Source organism: Anaerococcus murdochii, from assembly GCF_019957155.1.
Classification (GTDB): Bacteria; Bacillota; Clostridia; order Tissierellales; family Peptoniphilaceae; genus Anaerococcus; species Anaerococcus murdochii.
The window spans coordinates 294319-310437 of sequence record NZ_JAIPME010000002.1 but is presented as its reverse complement, the minus strand read 5'-3'; the positions used below and the strand labels follow the sequence as shown (position 1 = coordinate 310437).

General features: G+C 37.1%; 15 protein-coding genes and 1 other annotated feature. Of the genes, 11 read left to right on the top strand and 4 right to left on the bottom strand.

Features of this window, described 5'->3' with window-relative positions; translation table 11 throughout:
- Positions 1-46: 46 nt before the first annotated feature.
- On the top strand, positions 47-586 hold the full coding sequence (locus K8P03_RS01915; protein ID WP_223417920.1) for a hypothetical protein: 540 nt from the start codon (positions 47-49) through the stop codon (positions 584-586).
- Positions 587-1017: 431 nt separating this feature from the next.
- On the opposite strand, the gene dhaM is transcribed toward K8P03_RS01915, so the two are convergent.
- Genes dhaM through dhaK form a run of 3 tightly spaced genes read right to left on the bottom strand, consistent with a single transcriptional unit; the run spans position 1018 to position 2996 of the window.
- Positions 1018-1416, bottom strand: a complete 399-nt coding sequence (gene dhaM, locus K8P03_RS01910; protein WP_223417918.1) for a dihydroxyacetone kinase phosphoryl donor subunit DhaM — start codon at positions 1414-1416, stop codon at positions 1018-1020.
- Positions 1409-2008 (bottom strand): dihydroxyacetone kinase subunit DhaL, encoded by a 600-nt coding sequence (dhaL, locus tag K8P03_RS01905; protein ID WP_223417916.1) that lies wholly within the window; start codon positions 2006-2008, stop codon positions 1409-1411. Before dhaL ends, dhaM begins: the two co-directional genes overlap by 8 nt.
- A gap of 1 nt (position 2009) precedes the next feature.
- Positions 2010-2996: a dihydroxyacetone kinase subunit DhaK gene (gene dhaK, locus K8P03_RS01900; protein ID WP_223417914.1), complete on the bottom strand. Its 987-nt coding sequence runs from the start codon at positions 2994-2996 to the stop codon at positions 2010-2012.
- A gap of 381 nt (positions 2997-3377) precedes the next feature.
- Here dhaK and K8P03_RS01895 point away from each other — a divergent pair, with 381 nt between their 5' ends.
- Positions 3378-4790: an alanine/glycine:cation symporter family protein gene (locus K8P03_RS01895; protein ID WP_223417912.1), complete on the top strand. Its 1413-nt coding sequence runs from the start codon at positions 3378-3380 to the stop codon at positions 4788-4790.
- A 48-nt stretch (positions 4791-4838) separates the two neighbouring features.
- Here the strand turns inward: K8P03_RS01895 and K8P03_RS01890 are convergent, their stop codons facing one another.
- A complete protein-coding gene (locus K8P03_RS01890) occupies positions 4839-5828 on the bottom strand; it encodes an MBL fold metallo-hydrolase (RefSeq protein WP_223417910.1) in 990 nt (329 codons plus the stop codon).
- A gap of 164 nt (positions 5829-5992) precedes the next feature.
- Between K8P03_RS01890 and K8P03_RS01885 the strand changes: the two genes are divergently transcribed.
- The 9 genes from K8P03_RS01885 (at position 5993) to K8P03_RS01845 (ending at position 16050) form a co-directional block, all read left to right on the top strand.
- On the top strand, positions 5993-7195 hold the full coding sequence (locus tag K8P03_RS01885; protein ID WP_223417908.1) for a S41 family peptidase: 1203 nt from the start codon (positions 5993-5995) through the stop codon (positions 7193-7195).
- Positions 7196-7236: 41 nt separating this feature from the next.
- Complete coding sequence (locus tag K8P03_RS01880; RefSeq protein ID WP_223417906.1) at positions 7237-7926, top strand: acyl-[acyl-carrier-protein] thioesterase; 690 nt, start codon at positions 7237-7239, stop codon at positions 7924-7926.
- Entirely contained in the window at positions 7919-8551 is a 633-nt protein-coding gene (locus K8P03_RS01875; RefSeq protein WP_223417904.1) for an HD domain-containing protein, read from the top strand. The genes K8P03_RS01880 and K8P03_RS01875 overlap by 8 nt, the downstream gene beginning before the upstream one ends.
- Before the next feature lie 101 nt (positions 8552-8652).
- Positions 8653-9678, top strand: a complete 1026-nt coding sequence (hydE, locus tag K8P03_RS01870) for a [FeFe] hydrogenase H-cluster radical SAM maturase HydE (RefSeq protein WP_223417902.1) — start codon at positions 8653-8655, stop codon at positions 9676-9678.
- 572 nt (positions 9679-10250) lie between these two features.
- Positions 10251-11669 (top strand): [FeFe] hydrogenase H-cluster radical SAM maturase HydG, encoded by a 1419-nt coding sequence (hydG, locus tag K8P03_RS01865; RefSeq protein ID WP_223417900.1) that lies wholly within the window; start codon positions 10251-10253, stop codon positions 11667-11669.
- Positions 11653-12804 (top strand): [FeFe] hydrogenase H-cluster maturation GTPase HydF, encoded by a 1152-nt coding sequence (gene hydF, locus K8P03_RS01860; RefSeq protein WP_223417899.1) that lies wholly within the window; start codon positions 11653-11655, stop codon positions 12802-12804. The genes hydG and hydF overlap by 17 nt, the downstream gene beginning before the upstream one ends.
- An 80-nt stretch (positions 12805-12884) precedes the next feature.
- Positions 12885-13115: a binding site (T-box leader), on the top strand.
- A gap of 49 nt (positions 13116-13164) precedes the next feature.
- On the top strand, positions 13165-14370 hold the full coding sequence (locus K8P03_RS01855) for a M20 metallopeptidase family protein (protein WP_223417898.1): 1206 nt from the start codon (positions 13165-13167) through the stop codon (positions 14368-14370).
- Entirely contained in the window at positions 14367-15398 is a 1032-nt protein-coding gene (locus tag K8P03_RS01850) for a methionine ABC transporter ATP-binding protein (protein WP_223417897.1), read from the top strand. The genes K8P03_RS01855 and K8P03_RS01850 overlap by 4 nt, the downstream gene beginning before the upstream one ends.
- On the top strand, positions 15385-16050 hold the full coding sequence (locus K8P03_RS01845; RefSeq protein WP_223417896.1) for a methionine ABC transporter permease: 666 nt from the start codon (positions 15385-15387) through the stop codon (positions 16048-16050). The genes K8P03_RS01850 and K8P03_RS01845 overlap by 14 nt, the downstream gene beginning before the upstream one ends.
- Positions 16051-16119 lie beyond the last annotated feature (69 nt).

The window sequence follows — 16119 nt, the reverse complement described above, 5'->3', positions numbered from 1 at the left end:
CTAAATTTTACATGGGAAATGCTAAACTAGGAAAAAGGAGGAAAGAATGAAGAAGATATTTAATAAAAAAATTCTTATTTTAGGCATCCTAGTTTTAGTTTTTGCAGGAATTTTTCTTGCAAAATCCTATGCCAATAAGAATGACGGATATGAAATAGACCTAGGAGTAAAAATTAAAAGTGATGAGGAAATGGCGAGGGCAAGCCATAGGCAGGTCGCTTATTGGAAGGTCAAGGAAGATGGGATGGGGCCTTGGGATATAATGAGGCTTGCCAAGGATTGTGATGAGATGAGCCTTGGAGAAATTAGCAAAAAACTTGGAAGTGAGCCAAAATATTCAGAAAAATCCCAACTTTATTTTGACGACAAGGCATACGATCAGATGACTTCCGCCATGTATGAGAAAGATAAGGGAAAGATTAAGGAAAAAATAAAAATAAAAAATCTAGATGAAGGTGCCTACCTAATCAAAGAAACCGACCAGTCTTTTAAGGAAAGCGGGGCCAAGGGAAAGCTAAGAACAAGAATTGAATACGTCGGCAAAGAATCCGCCCCAGAGGGAATTTTGGACTTGGGTGAGGAATAAAAATTATATAAACTATAAAAAGGGGATGTTTCAGAATGAATAAATCGTCCCAATATCACCAGAGGAACCTCTTAGAAAAGTCTCACATGCCGACAGGCTAAACGCCTCCATGAGCCGGCAGGCTATATAAAAAATTTTCTAAGAGAACCCTCTGCTGATGGGACGATAGTTATTCACAATTTGCAACAGCCCCTTTTACGTCCCATACTCTATAAATAGCTACAAATCAATACTTTACAGTGTAGAAAAAATTAGTGGTTTTTAAAGGAGAATTTGTCCTTATTTTAGAAATAATAAAATCAGAAAATTTACATATTCTATGTATAAAGAAAAAAATTACAAATCAAAAAAATGGTGAACTAACCAAAGACATTGTTAAATCTTTAAGAAAATCCACCACTTTTAATAAATATGAAATATATTATTTAAGCCTAGTCGAAATTATTTAGTTTATTTACAGGATAAGTTTCTAAATAAGAAATTATTTCATCCAAAGTTTCCCCTGTTGATGCTTTAACTGCTACTTGAACACTCGTTTCAATAAGTGGGGTTCCTGCAAGGTAAACTTTGGATTTTTTTTCTTCATCTAGCATATCTATTGCCATTTGACAATTAAGCATTGATGATCCTAAATCAAAAAATATAATTAAGCCATCATCTTTTGCATATTCATTAATTATTTCATTTATCTCTTCGAAATTTGATCCAATATCTCCATCTTTGTCACCACCACTTGTTAAAATATTTACATTTGGTGCCATTTGGACTAGAATTTCTTTTAAACCTTCCGCTAACTTTTTACTGTGACTTGCTAATAAAATATTAATCATCTAAATCTCCGAGTACACTTTTTATGCACAAATAAGAAGAATATGCACCAGGATCAATATGTCCTATTGATCTTTCACCAAGATAGGCAGCCCTACCCTTGAGAGCTTTTATATCCTTAGTTTTTTCCATATTTTCTTTTGCAATTTTTACGATTTCTTCAAAAGTAGAATCATTTTTCAAAGCTTCTGAAACTGGAGAAAGTACATCGACCATGGTTTTATCCCCAACTTGAGCTTTTCCTCTCATAATAACCCCATCAACTCCATCAGAAAAAGCCTTAGCAAATAAAGTTTTACTTAAGTGAATTTCTCCATCCAAGGATTGGGCAAATTTCATAAAAAATGTTCCATATAAGGGACCACTTGCCCCTCCAACATTTGAAATTAAGGTCATAGCGATTTTATTAAATAAAGTTTTTAAATCTTTATAATCATCATTCATGGCATCTTTTACTTTGTTAAAACCTTTTGCCATATTAAATCCATGGTCACCATCACCAATTGCCCTATCAAGGTCTGTCAAATATTCTTCATTTTCTATTATGGTGTTTGATAAATTTATTATCTTATTTTTTATTTTATCTATATCCATATTATCCCCTGACAACATCTACATCTTCTTCTAATAATTTTAATATTTCCTCATCAACTTTAAATAAGGTCAAAGAAAATCCTGCCATATCCATACTTGTCATAAAATTACCTAGGTAAGTTTTTTTGATACTTATATTTTTTTCTTTCAAATAATCATAAACAAAATTATTTACAACAAATAATTCCATTTCAGTTGTTTGACCCATTCCATTTACCATTAAAACAAATTCTCCATCAAGATTTTCAAAATCTTTTAGAATGTAATCCAAAAGTTCTTTTGAAATCTCATCAGCAGATTTTATTTTTTCTTGTTTTATACCTGGTTCACCATGAATTCCTATTCCGATTTCCATATCCTCTTCAGATAATTCAAAACTTTCTTTACCGGAAATTGGATTTATACAAGGCTTAACAGCCATACCCATAGATTTTATATTTTTCACAATTTTTTCTGCCATAGCTTTCATTTCTTCCAAGCTTTTTCCGCTTCTTGCCATAGCACCTAAAACTTTGTGAACAAAAACAGTTCCAGCAATTCCCCTTTTACCTGTTGTATAAGTAGAATCTTCAACTGCAACATCATCATTTACAATTATATAATCTACTTTTATTCCTTCCATTTCTGCCATATCCTTTGCCATTTCAAAGTTCATGACATCACCAGTATAATTTTTAATTACCATAAATACGCCTTCACCAGAATCAGCAAGTTTTATAGCTTCTAAAACTTGGTCAGGAGTAGGAGATGTGAAAATTTCTCCACAAATTGCACAATCAAGCATTCCATCACCAACATAGCCTGCGTGAGCTGGTTCATGTCCACTTCCACCACCAGAAATCAAACCAACTTTTCCCTTAATAGGAAGATTTTTCCTATAAACGATTTTTAACTCTTCGTTTATTTCGACCTTGTCCTCATTTGCTTTTTGAAGACCCCTTAGCATTTGACTTATAATTTTTTCTTTTTCATTGATTATTTTTTTCATATATACCAACCTTTCTTAATAAGAATATACCCAAATTAAAGAATTATAATTATTATTTTTTTAAAAATAGGAGTAAGTGAATTTCATAATATTGTGTAAAATTTACTAGCACAATATTTATCATATCTTGTTCTAGGCGATCTTAAAGTTAAGCTTCCTATCTTTGTTGTTAAGTCACGTTCGCAGTATCCATTCAAGAATGAAATATTATAAATATTTATAAATAAAAATTAATTGACAAAAAACATTTTTTAAAGTAAATTAATGAAAGCTATACTTTAGTGTGATAAGATGATGTATTGATACAATGTGTACTTTAATAATGAAAATTCAGATAAGTTATGGATTTGATTTGATAGTTACAAAAATAAAGGAGATTTTATGGAAATTTTTAAGAGTATTATATCGACGGTGAATGGGTATTTATATTATCCGATATTAATAATTATCCTATTAGCCTGTGGATTTTATTTTACAATTAGTACTGGTTTTATCCAGTTTAGTTTATTTTCAGATGCTGTTAAGGTTATTGGGGAAAAACCAGCGGGCAAGGATGATGTTTCAAGCTTTCAGGCCCTCATGGTCTCTACCGCATCTAGGGTAGGAACTGGAAATATTGTAGGAGTTTCTAATGCCATTTGCCTAGGTGGGCCAGGAGCGGTTTTCTGGATGTGGATTATCGCTGTAATTGGCGGAGCCTCAGCCTTTATAGAATCGACTTTGGCACAGATTTTTAAGAAAAAAGCCAAGGATGGGTCATCTTACGGTGGTCCTTCCTATTACATCGAAAATGGTTTGGGATCAAGAAAGCTTGGCGTGGTTTTTGCTATTGCCCTTATTTTGACCTATGCAGTTGGTTTTAACATGCTTGCGTCTTTTAACCTTCAAGATTCTTTTAAGGCCTACGGATTTTACCAAAAAGGGATAACTCCTTGGATAATCGGGGGAATCCTAGCACTCATAGCCGGTTATTGTATCCTAGGCGGGGGCAAGAGGATTATAAAATACACATCGATAATAGTTCCAATAATGGGCTTGATTTACGTATTTATGTCTATTTTTATGATTGTCTTTAATATCAAAAACCTTGGGCCAATGTTTAAATTAATCATAGATGACGCCTTTAATTTCAGGGCGATTTTTGGCGGTGTGGCAGGATCTGCCATGGTTGAAGGAATCAAGAGAGGTCTATATTCCAACGAGGCAGGTATGGGTTCTGCACCAAATGCGGCAGCAAGCGCTGTTGTAAGCCATCCAGTCAAGCAAGGCCTTGTTCAAATGATTTCGGTATTTATAGACACTTTAGTAATTTGTACAGCCACAGCCTTCATGGCCCTAGTATCAGGCATCGCCCCAGTTGAAGAACTTGCAGGAGCTGGCTATGTCCAAGAGGCGCTCGCAACAGTCATCGGACCTTTTGGATATATATTCATCACTTTTTGCCTGGGACTTTTCGCCTTCACAACCCTTTTAGGCAATCTCTATTATTGTGATTCTTGCCTAGCCTACCTAAAAAAGGAAGTCCCATCTAAAAACTTCATGCTAGCTTTTAGGATAATAGCCACAGTCATGATATTTTTAGGAGCAGGAATGGAAATGAAATTCGCCTGGAACTTGGCAGACCTACTCATGGGAATCATGGCAATAATTAATATCTTCTCAATCTTTGCCCTAGGAAAATACGCCCTAGGAGCCCTAGAAGACTACAGAAAACAAAGAAAAGAAAACAAAGACCCAGTATTTGTAGCAGCAAACATAGGCCTTGATGGAGAAAAACTAGATTTTTGGAAATAAAGATAAAAAACTCGCCAGCATGAAAGTGTGGCGAGTTTTTTGGTGATCTTATTTTATGGAATAATACCCAACCCCGTCTATTACTTCTTCTTTGATTTTGCCTATTTTTACTAGGTGTTTTAGGTGGGCGGCGGCTTCTCCTACTGCGAACCATTTTTGGCTGGCTGGGAAATCATTCCAGTCCTTGGCCTTGATGTCCCATTGCATTTGTTGGGTGATTTGGGTGGTGTTTGCTTTACCTAATTTTTCTATAATTTTTAGGCAATCGGCAAGCCTTTCTTGGTGGTGGGCGATAAGTTCGTCAATTCTAGCATTTGTATCTTCTACTAAAAATCTGTGGGCAGAGTAGAGGTGTTTGATATCTAGGTCTTTGATTTTCTTGATGTTTTCTAAATAAATCCCAAGGCTATCGCCAAATTTATCGCCCCAATAGGTGATGTTTGGGGTTATCTTTCCTAAAACATGATCGCCACAGAATAGGATTTTGTGGTCTTTCTCGTAAAGGCCTAGCATACCCGGAGTGTGACCTTCTTCGTCGATTGCGATGAAGTTATAATCGCCTATGGAAATTTCCCGTCCTGGCCTTATTTTTGTATGATGAAAGGCTTCTTTTGGCCTATTTTTGTAGCCTGGGTGGTCTTCGATTTTAAGTTTTTCAGGTCCCAATCCTTGGAAGTGGGCGTTTTTTATTATATTTTGCCATTGAAAATCTTCTTTGTTTATCCCGTTTTCGACCATTTTTCCGTCTTTTTCTGATATATAAATATCGCCAATTCCCTTATCATCTAGCCATTTGGCAAGGCCCACGTGGTCAGAGTGGAGGTGGGTTAGGAAGAGCTTGGTTTTGAGTAGATTTAGGTCTAGGCTTTGGATTAATTCTTCCATATTGGCCCTGTTTTCTGGATTGTTAAAGCCTGTATCGATTATCATGGCAAATTCCTTTGACTTTATGACGTATATATTAATTGATTTGAGGGGATTTCCTGTAAGGGGAAAAATCGCTTGGTAAATATTTTTATAAACTTCTTTTATTTGCATATTATCCTTCCTTTGTCCTTTCTTGATTTTTACCCAAAAAGAGCCTTAAATATTTATTACTACTTTAAGGCCTTATTTTTTATTACAATTTGGAATTTATTGTGATATAATATATATAATTAGTATAAGTGGGCTTAGGTCCATTTGGAAAGGATTAATGCTTAATGAAAAGATTTGGAAAATTAATTTTGGCCGTCGTTCTTGTTGGGGCGATTGGCTTTGCAGGCTTCATGCTTGGTTCTAATGTTGATTTGGGACACGACATGGGGGCAAAAGATAAAGAATTGATTAGTGAGATGGATTCCTTAAAGGGTCTTATTGATAAAAACTTCCTCTTTGAATATAAGGACGAAGACCTTTATAATGGAGCTCTTAAGGGTATGTTTGCCAACCTTGGCGATCCTTATACTTCATATTATCCAAAGGACGAGTACACAAAACTTATGGAAAACCTCGATGGAAGATATAAGGGAATTGGGGTTACAGTTTCTGCTTCTAAGGAAGGTTTGATTAAGGTTGTCCAAGTGTTTGAAAATTCTCCAGCTAAGGAAGCTGGTATGAAGGCTGGGGACTTTATTAAGTCTGTTGAGGGAACTAAATTTGACGCTAGCGAGCTTGAAAAGGCAGTTTCTTTAATTAGGGGCGAAGCTGGTACTAAGGTTAAGATTGAAGTCTTGAGGGTTAGCGAGAAAAACCCAAAGGGTGAGGAAATCCCAATGCTTGTCGAAAGACGTGATGTGACTGTTGATACAGTTTATACAAAAACTTTAAACCTTGGTGGCAAAAATATTGGCTACCTAAGACTTTCCGCCTTTGACGATGTTACTTGGGATGATTTCAAGGCCCAATATTCAAAACTTAAAAATGCTGATATTGACGGCTTAATTCTCGATTTGAGAAATAACCCAGGTGGGGCCCTTGATGTTTGCCTAGATATAGCCGATACCTTCCTTGATGAGGGAGTGATTGTGACTACTGAAGATAAGAATGGCAATGTAATTACAGAAAAATCTGATGCTAACATGGATGATATACCAATGACAGTTCTAATTAATGAAAATTCTGCGTCTGCATCAGAGATTTTAGCTGGAGCCTTAAAAGACAGGGGCAGGGCTAAGATTGTTGGTACCAAGTCCTTTGGTAAGGGTATTGTTCAAAAACTCTTCCCACTTGAAAATGGGGCTGGGGCTAAGATTACCATTAGTGAATACAAGACACCAAGTGGCAACAAGATTAACAAGATTGGTGTTAAGCCAGATGTCGAAGTAGAAAATAAAAATATGGATTTAGACCTAAGTGCAAACGACTTTAATAAGGATCCACAATTTTTAAAGGCCTTGGCTGAGTTGTTAAAAGAGATTAAATAAAAATGAGGGCAGACTCCTGCCCTTTTTATGTGAGGAGTCTTATGAAAGATTCAAGAATTTATGAGATTGGGCCTATGTTTTGCGGGGAAAATGGCCATATTACCATGAGAAGTCTTACTAGCTTAATGGTTGATATATCAACCATCCAGGCGGAAAGGGTAGAAAAAAATCTAAAAGTTATGGATCATAAGGTTTGGTTGCTTTATTCCTGGGATATTGAAATTTCAAAGCCTATAAAAGAAGGATGCGAAATTAAAATTACAACAATCCCTACCCACATGAAGAGATTTTTTGCTTACAGGAATTTTATTGTGGAAGGAAATGGAGAAATTTTGGCAAAGGCCAAGGGAACGTTTATCCTATTTGACCAGGATAAACAAAGGGCGGCAATAATTGACAAGAAAGTCTTGGTAGCCTATGGGGAAAGTCCTGAATTTTATACTGGAAGGAATTATAAAAAGATAGGGAATTTTGAAAAATCAGAGCTAGTCTCAATCAGAAGGGCAGATTTTGATAAAAATCACCATGTAAATAACGGGATATATTTTGATTATATCAAGGAAATTCCAGGCCTTGATGAGGAAAAGATTTCCTATATAAAAATGATTTACAAAAATCAGATAAAAAACGAGGAAAAAGTTGGTCTTTTTTATAAGAAGGGCCAAGATAAGATTGATTTTAAAATAGGGTCAGAGATTGACCACGCATATGGGATGGTGGAATATGTATAAGGAAGGATATGGAAATATACCAAACAAGGACAAGGTAAGGTGCATGCTTGATGAGGCCTTTAGGGAAAATCCCGGCGGATGGATAATCCACAGCCATGTCATAGGGAAAACTTGCGAAAAAATCGCAAAGGAAATTGGCCTTGATCCGGAAATTGCCTATGCAGTCGGATGTCTTCACGATATTGGCAAGGCCTATGGCCATGAGGATTTGGCCCACATGATGGAAGGTTACAGGATATTGAGGTTTGAATCATATTTTTACCCAGCAAGGATTGCCCTGGGCCATGGTTTTGTGACTGATGATTTTAAGTCTTACCATGGAAGGGCAAATGTGAGCGAGAGGGACCAGGAATTTATAAGAGCCTACCTAAAAAAACGTGATATTGATATTTATGAAAAATTAGTTATTCTATTGGATAATTTAATCAAGGATAAGTATCTTGGACTTGAAGAGAGGGAAGCTTTGAGAAATATTCCAAAAAGTCCTCAAAGAGAAGACCGACTTGAGATTTTAAAGGCCTGGAAGGATGAATTTGAAAAAAACTTGGAAAAGCCTATAAAAGCCTATTTACCAAGGCCACGCTACTATAAATTCCCCTATAAACTTCTAAGAAATGAAAAATAATATTGCATAAAGCCAAGATTTGAGTATATTATAAGTGAATTTATTTTACCAAACCCGAAGGAGGTCAGTCGACCTCCTAATTTTTTTATAAAGAAGGGCCTATGATTAAAAGAGAAATCAACCACATAGACAACAAGACCCTTAAAAAATGGATAGAAGATGAGTCCATGACTGAAATTTTATCCGAGAAGGCAGATAAAATCCGTAGGCAAATCTACGGCGATAAGGTCTATCTTAGGGGGCTAATTGAAGTTTCTAACATTTGTAAAAATGATTGCTTCTATTGTGGAATAAGAAAATCAAATACCCATGTGGACCGTTATAGGCTGGGCAAAGACCAAATCCTATGTGCGGCTAATTTTGGCTATGAGCTGGGCTTTAGGACCTTTGTTATGCAGGGCGGGGAAGACCCAAAGTTTACCAAGGAATTTATGGTTGATGTGATAAAATCTCTTAAGGCGATTTACCCTGAAGTGGCCATAACACTTTCTCTTGGAGAGAGTTCTTATGAAGACTACAAGGCTTTTTTTGACGCTGGTGCTGATAGGTATCTATTAAGGGAAGAAAGTTCAAATCCAGACCATTACGATATGCTTCATCCAGAGCCAATGAAACTTGCTAGTAGGCAAGAGTGTCTTTATAATCTTAAAAAAATCGGCTACCAGGTAGGAGGAGGATTTATGGTTGAAAGCCCCTACCAAAAGACCGATGACTTAATAGAAGATATTAGGTTTCTTGAAAGGCTAGAGCCTGATATGGTTGGTATTGGGCCATATCTTGTAAGTCACGATACACCTTTTAAGGATTTTAAAAATGGGTCTTTTACAAAGACCTTAAGATTAGTTTCGATATTGAGGATAGTATTCCCTTATGCCCTAATACCTGCAACTACAGCCCTTGGCACAGTTAATCCAAGGGGCAGGGAATTGGGACTAAAGGCAGGGGCCAATGTTCTTATGCCAAACCTAAGTCCCCAGAAAGCCAAAAAAGCCTATAACCTTTATGATAACAAGCTAAACACAGGCCTTGAGGCGGCAGAGGCAAAAAAACAGCTCGAAAAAGAAATCGCCTCCTTCGGATACAGGGTTGTGGACGAAAGAGGAGATGTGGCAGATTTCGGGGAATAATTGGCTTATGATTTTAACAAAAAAACAAGTATAATATTTATATGAAGTTAACTATAAATATTGGTAAACAATGTAAAAGACGAGCCACCAACTCGTCTTTTCAAATTAATAAGAATTGAAAATATAAGATTATTAGGTATAATGATATTAACCATGGAGTTGAACAATATCATGGAACCAAAAAAAGACGAGCTGCAGACTCGTCTTTTTTTATTGGCTAATTATCATCTCTTTTATTTCAAGCTTCGCTTGACCACTCCGTGGAGGGTCTTCCACGAGCCAGACGGGCTTGCCTCGTCTAGCCATTTGTACAAGAAGTCACCACTCCTCACCGAGCCGGAGGGGCTTGCTTTGTACTGCGACAGCGAGAATGAAGTTGAACAAGTTATTCATAGAACCACCTCCCTTCACCCTGAGGGCCGATGATAACATTATTATTATACTTTTTTTTCTAAGGATTTTTATTGACTTTTATAGAATGACTCTAATATTATCCCAATTTTATTTTAAATTTGCCCCAAAAAGTATTATAATTATAAATAGACTAGAAAAGAATATGAAAGAAGGAAAGAATGACTAAATACGATCCTGCTAGTACACATGCAGAAGAATTTATAAATCATGAAGAAATACTAGAAACACTAGCTTATGGCAGGGAAAATGCCCACAATAGAAAATTGATAATAGAGGTTTTGGAAAAGGCGAAAAAGGCCCAAGGTCTTAGTCACAGGGATGCTTTCATCCTTTTGTCTTGCAAGGAAGATGACCTAAATGAGGAAATCTACAAGCTTGCCAAAGATCTTAAACACAAATTTTATGCAAATAGGATTGTGCTTTTTGCCCCACTTTATTTGTCAAATTACTGTGTAAATGGTTGCGTATATTGCCCTTACCATGGCCAAAATAGGACTATTCCAAGGAAAAAACTAAGCCAGGAAGAAATCAAAGAACAGGTAATCGCCCTCCAAGACTTGGGCCACAAGAGACTTGCCCTCGAAGCTGGTGAAGACCCAATAAATAACCCAATCGAATACATACTAGAGTCTATCCACACAATTTATAATATCAAACACAAAAATGGGGCAATTAGACGTGTAAATGTCAACATCGCAGCAACAACTGTAGAAAATTATAGGAAATTAAAGGAAGCTGAAATCGGTACTTACATACTCTTCCAAGAAACCTACAACAAGGAAAACTACGAAGCCCTTCACAAGTTCGGTCCAAAATCAAACTATGCCTACCACACAGAGGCTATGGACAGGGCTATGGAAGGTGGAATTGATGATGTCGGCATGGGCGTTCTTTATGGACTTGATTCTTATGAATACGAATTTATCGGCCAATTAATGCACGCTGAGCACATGGAAGCTCGTTTTAATGTTGGTCCTCACACAATTTCTGTACCAAGAATCCAGCCAGCTGACGATATAGATCCAGATGATTTTGACAACTCCTTATCAGACGATATGTTTGCAAAACTTGTTGCATGCATTAGGATATCCGCACCATATACAGGTATGATTGTTTCAACTCGTGAGTCAGAAGCTATGAGAAATAGACTCCTAGAGCTTGGAATTAGCCAACTTTCTGGTGGTTCAAAGACATCTGTTGGTGGCTATACAGACCACGAAACAAAGGGGAGCGACCAATTTGAGCTTGCTGATAATAGGACCCTTGATGAGGTTGTAAATTGGCTAATTGAAAAGGACCACGTTCCATCATTCTGCACCGCCTGCTACAGAAAGGGTAGGACTGGGGAAGTCTTTATGGGCATGGTTAAAAAACACGGAATAGGCAATATTTGTCATCCAAACGCCCTTGTAACCCTCAAAGAATACGCAGTTGACTATGCTAGTGAAAAAACCGCAGCCCATGCAGATGAGTTAATAAAAAGAGAATTAGAAAACATCCCAAACCCAGATGTAAGAGAGGAAACTAGGGAAAATATTAAGCGTGTAGAAGAGGGTCAACGTGACATCTATATCTAAGACTGGCCATAGCGAAAGGGTCCACATAGGGATTTTCGGCAAGACTAACTCCGGCAAGTCCACACTTCTAAACTACCTAACGGGCCAAGATGTTGCAATTGTTTCACCGATAGAAGGAACAACCACTGACCCAATCAGAAAGCCTATGGAAATTACAAATTTCGGGCCAGTTGTTTTTATCGACACAGCAGGTACGGCAGATGAAACTCAGCTTGGCAAGGAAAGGTACCAAAAGACATTGGCGGAAATTGATAAGGTTGATATTTTTCTCTATGTCCTAAGTCCAGAAGATGATTTGGAAATCATTACTGAGTTTAAAAACAAACCGGTAATTTTTCTTGCAATGAAGATGGATACTTGTGAGGGAAATCAAATTTTAGATGATTTTGCCAATAAGAACCCAATAGGAGTTGACCTTTCATCTACAAAATCAAGAGATAAAATTTTTTCTAAAATAAAAGCTCTTTACAAAAAAGAAGACCTAAGCATTACAAAAAATTTGGTTAAAAAAGGCGACATGGTTGTCCTTGTTATGCCACAAGATGCAGCAGCTCCCAAGGATAGGATTATAAAACCTCAGGTTATGACCATAAGGGAAATTATCGATAAGGGTGCCAGTGCCATTTGCACTGACCTCAGAAATTTTGAAAATACAATTAAAAGCCTAAATAAAATCGACCTAATCATTACCGATAGCCAGGCTTTTAAAGAAGTTTACGAAAAAAAGCCAAATGAAGTGAAACTTACTAGCTTTTCGGTTTTGTTTTCTGCCTTTAAGGGCGATTTAGAATATTTTGTAGAGTCAGCCAATGTTTTGGATGGGGATATAAAAAATATTTTGATTGCGGAAGCTTGCAGCCATCCACCAATCGATGAAGATATAGGAAGTGTTAAGATTCCAAGGCTTATAAAGAAAACCCACCCAGATATAAACATAGATTTTGCCAGGGGCAATGACCCTATAGCCTACGAAAAATATGACCTAATCATAGCCTGTGGGTCATGTATGTTTAATAGGACCCATGTTTTAAACAGGGTGGCCAAAGCTAAAGAAGCCGGGACCCCTATGACAAATTATGGGATTGCTATTGCTAAGATGAATAAAATCCTTGAAAAAATCAGCCTTCCCGAATAATTTTAAATTATTTTGGCAATATATTTGACAGAAAAATTTTTAAGTGGTACTATACCATTATCAACGAGATAAAAGTTTTACAAAACCATTTGACAAGAAGAGTAGTTTAGAAGAATCTTTTTTAGAGAGCTCCAGTTGGTGAAAAGGAGCAAAGAGGTGGCTAGATGAAGATGGCCTTGGATGGGATGGGTCGATATGAGATCCATACGGGAATTCCCGTTATAGAATTAGAGTATGTTTGTACTTGATGAGTGTATGTTTGGGTGACCAGGCATAAAATAAGGTGGTAACGCGATTTAAACGTCCTTATATTCCTATATGGAATATGGGACGTTATTTTTTTGGAAAATCGAGGTTAAAATGACTTTAGTAGATAGGATAAAAACTGAAATAGAATTGAATAAAGAAGACATAATAAAGACCCGTAGGTACTTGCATGAAAATCCAGAAGTGTCAAGCAAGGAGTTTGAAACAAGCAAGTATCTTAAGAAAAGATGCGAAGAAATAGGCCTCATCGTTGAAGAAGTGCCTGGTTCAACTGGTTTTACTGCCCTACTTGACACAGGCAGGCCTGGAAAGACTCTTGGTATAAGGACTGACCTTGACGGTCTTGCAATCGAGGAAGATCCTTACAATCTCAAAGGAAAAAAGCAGGTTGTATCCAAAAATCCAGGAGTATCCCATGCATGTGGCCACGATAGCCACATGACTATAGCGATTATAAGTGCCAAAATCCTAAAGGACTTGGCAGATGAAATCAAGGGTAAAATCTACTTTATCTTTGAAGAAGCCGAAGAAACCGGTGCAGGCATTGGGCCGATGCTAGATCATTTGAAAGATAAGGGTCTTGATGCAGTTTACGGCAACCACCAAAGCCCAAGCCTAGATGTTGGGAAATTTTCCATAACAGAAGGCCCTGCCTATGCGGGTTGCGCTGGCCTTGACTTTGATATAATAGGGAAAGGCGGCCACGGTTCAAGGCCTGATAAGGCAGTCAATCCTCTGATAGCCACAGCCCATATCATAACAGCCCTAAATTCTGCTTGGAACAACCAATTAGATTTGGAAAAGCCGGTTAGCCTTGGTATTGGGGTAATAAACGGCGGTTCAGCTGCAAATGTCATTTGTGATAGGGCAAATGTGAAGGGAACCTTGAGGTTTTTCGACCTAGATGAAGGCAAAAAAGCCCTTGAACTTGTGAAAAACGTTGCGGACCTTACCGCCAAAGCCCATGGATGTTCAGTAGCCTTTAATGATTATAGTAAAATTGTGGCAGAGCCGGTTATAAATGATGAAAACCTAGCTAAAGAAGTTAAGAAAAGTCTAAAAAGCCTATATGAAGATGCTTTGATAGCAAGCCCAAAACTTTGGATTTCAGAATCCTTTTATGGATATTCCAAACTTTGCCCAAGTATTTTTATAAATTTCGGAACTAGAAATGAGGCGGAAGGGAAGGCTTCTGACCTTCACACAGCAAAGTTTGACCTAGATGAGAGGGGAATTGATTACGGCCTAGGCCTTGCAATTAAGTTTGCTATAGATTTTTTGAAAGAGAGCGATAAATGATAGAATTAAAAAATATAACAGTAGACTTTGATGGATTCAAAGCTGTAGATGATGTTAGTTTAACAATTAAAGAACAAGACACCTTTGGAATTGTAGGTTTTTCGGGAGCTGGCAAGTCAACACTTGTTAGGACCATAAACCTCCTCCAAAGACCAACAAGTGGCGAGGTTCTAATTGACGGAGAAAACCTCCTAGACTTATCAAATAAGGACCTAAGGAATAGGAGAAAAAAGATTGGCATGATTTTCCAACATTTTAACCTCTTAAATAACCTTACAGTTATTGACAATGTAATATTTCCCATAAAAAAAGATAAGTCCTTGACCAAGGAAGAAAAAAGGCAAAAAGCCCTAGACCTTTTAGATACAGTAGGAATCAAGGATAAGGCTGATTCTTATCCGAGCGAATTATCTGGTGGCCAGCAACAAAGGTGCGCCATAGCAAGGGCCCTAGCTTCAGAACCAGAGATCTTACTTTGTGATGAGGCCACAAGTGCCCTAGACCCAAAGACAACCAAGCAAATCTTGAAGTTGCTTAAGGACTTAAATGATAAATTAAAGCTAACCGTAGTAATAATCACCCACCAAATGGACGTGGTCAAAGACCTTTGCAATAAATGTGCAGTCATGCAAGATGGCAAGGTTATAGAATCTGGGTCGACCTTGGATATATTTTCAAATCCAAAAAATAAACTAACCAGGGAATTTGTTGAGACATCTACAAATATTGCTGAAACAATTGAGGAAGTTAAGTCCAACGTTGGAATCCTAAAGGATGATGAGGTCCTAGCAAAATTATCATATCTGGGTCAATCAACAACAGAACCAATTATCAATGAATTATACGAAAAGTTTGGAGTTAGGACAAATATTCTAGCAGGAAATATAGAGTTTATCAATGGAACACCAGTCGGCAACTTAATCGTAAGCTTTAAAGGCGATGACGATAATTTAGTTGAAGTAAGTAATTATCTAAAAGATAAGGGTACTAACTTAGAAATATTAGGAGGTAAGGATGGGATTTTTTGATTATTCCCTATCCATAAAAGATAGGATTATAAGCGATTTTAAAATAACACTTTATATGCTAATAGTATCTGCAATTTTTGCAGGCATACTTGGCCTAATCTTGGGTGTAATAATGGTAGTCACAGACAAGGATAGGATTTTAGAAAACAAGTTGGTTTACAGCATTTTAGATAAGTTAACCAACCTTTTTAGGGCCATACCTTTTGTAATCTTATTAGCCCTCATAGCTCCCTTTACTAAAGTTATAGTAGGAACAAGGATTGGAGCGACTGCAGCAATAGTGCCACTAACATTATCGACAGTTCCATTTTTTGCAAGACAGGTTGAACAAGCTCTTGCAGATGTGGATGGGGGAAAGGTTGAAGCGGCAGAAGCTATGGGACTAAGCCCTATCGAAATTATTATCAGGGTCTACCTAAGAGAAGGACTTCCAAGTTTGATCAGGGCCTCATCTATTACCCTAATTTCCCTCTTGGGACTTACCGCTATGGCGGGCACTGTTGGTGCTGGTGGTATAGGCGATTTAGCCATAGCCATGGGCTACCAAAGATATAAAGACGATGTAGTAATAGTATCAGTTATACTAATTTTAATTATTGTCTACCTAATTCAAGGTATAGCTAACTACCTAATTAGAAAGACAAGTCATTAAGGAAATCATCTCAAAAGAGATTTCAAATAAATTTGTTGGAATGTTGCTTAATAAAAAAAGGAGAAAAAA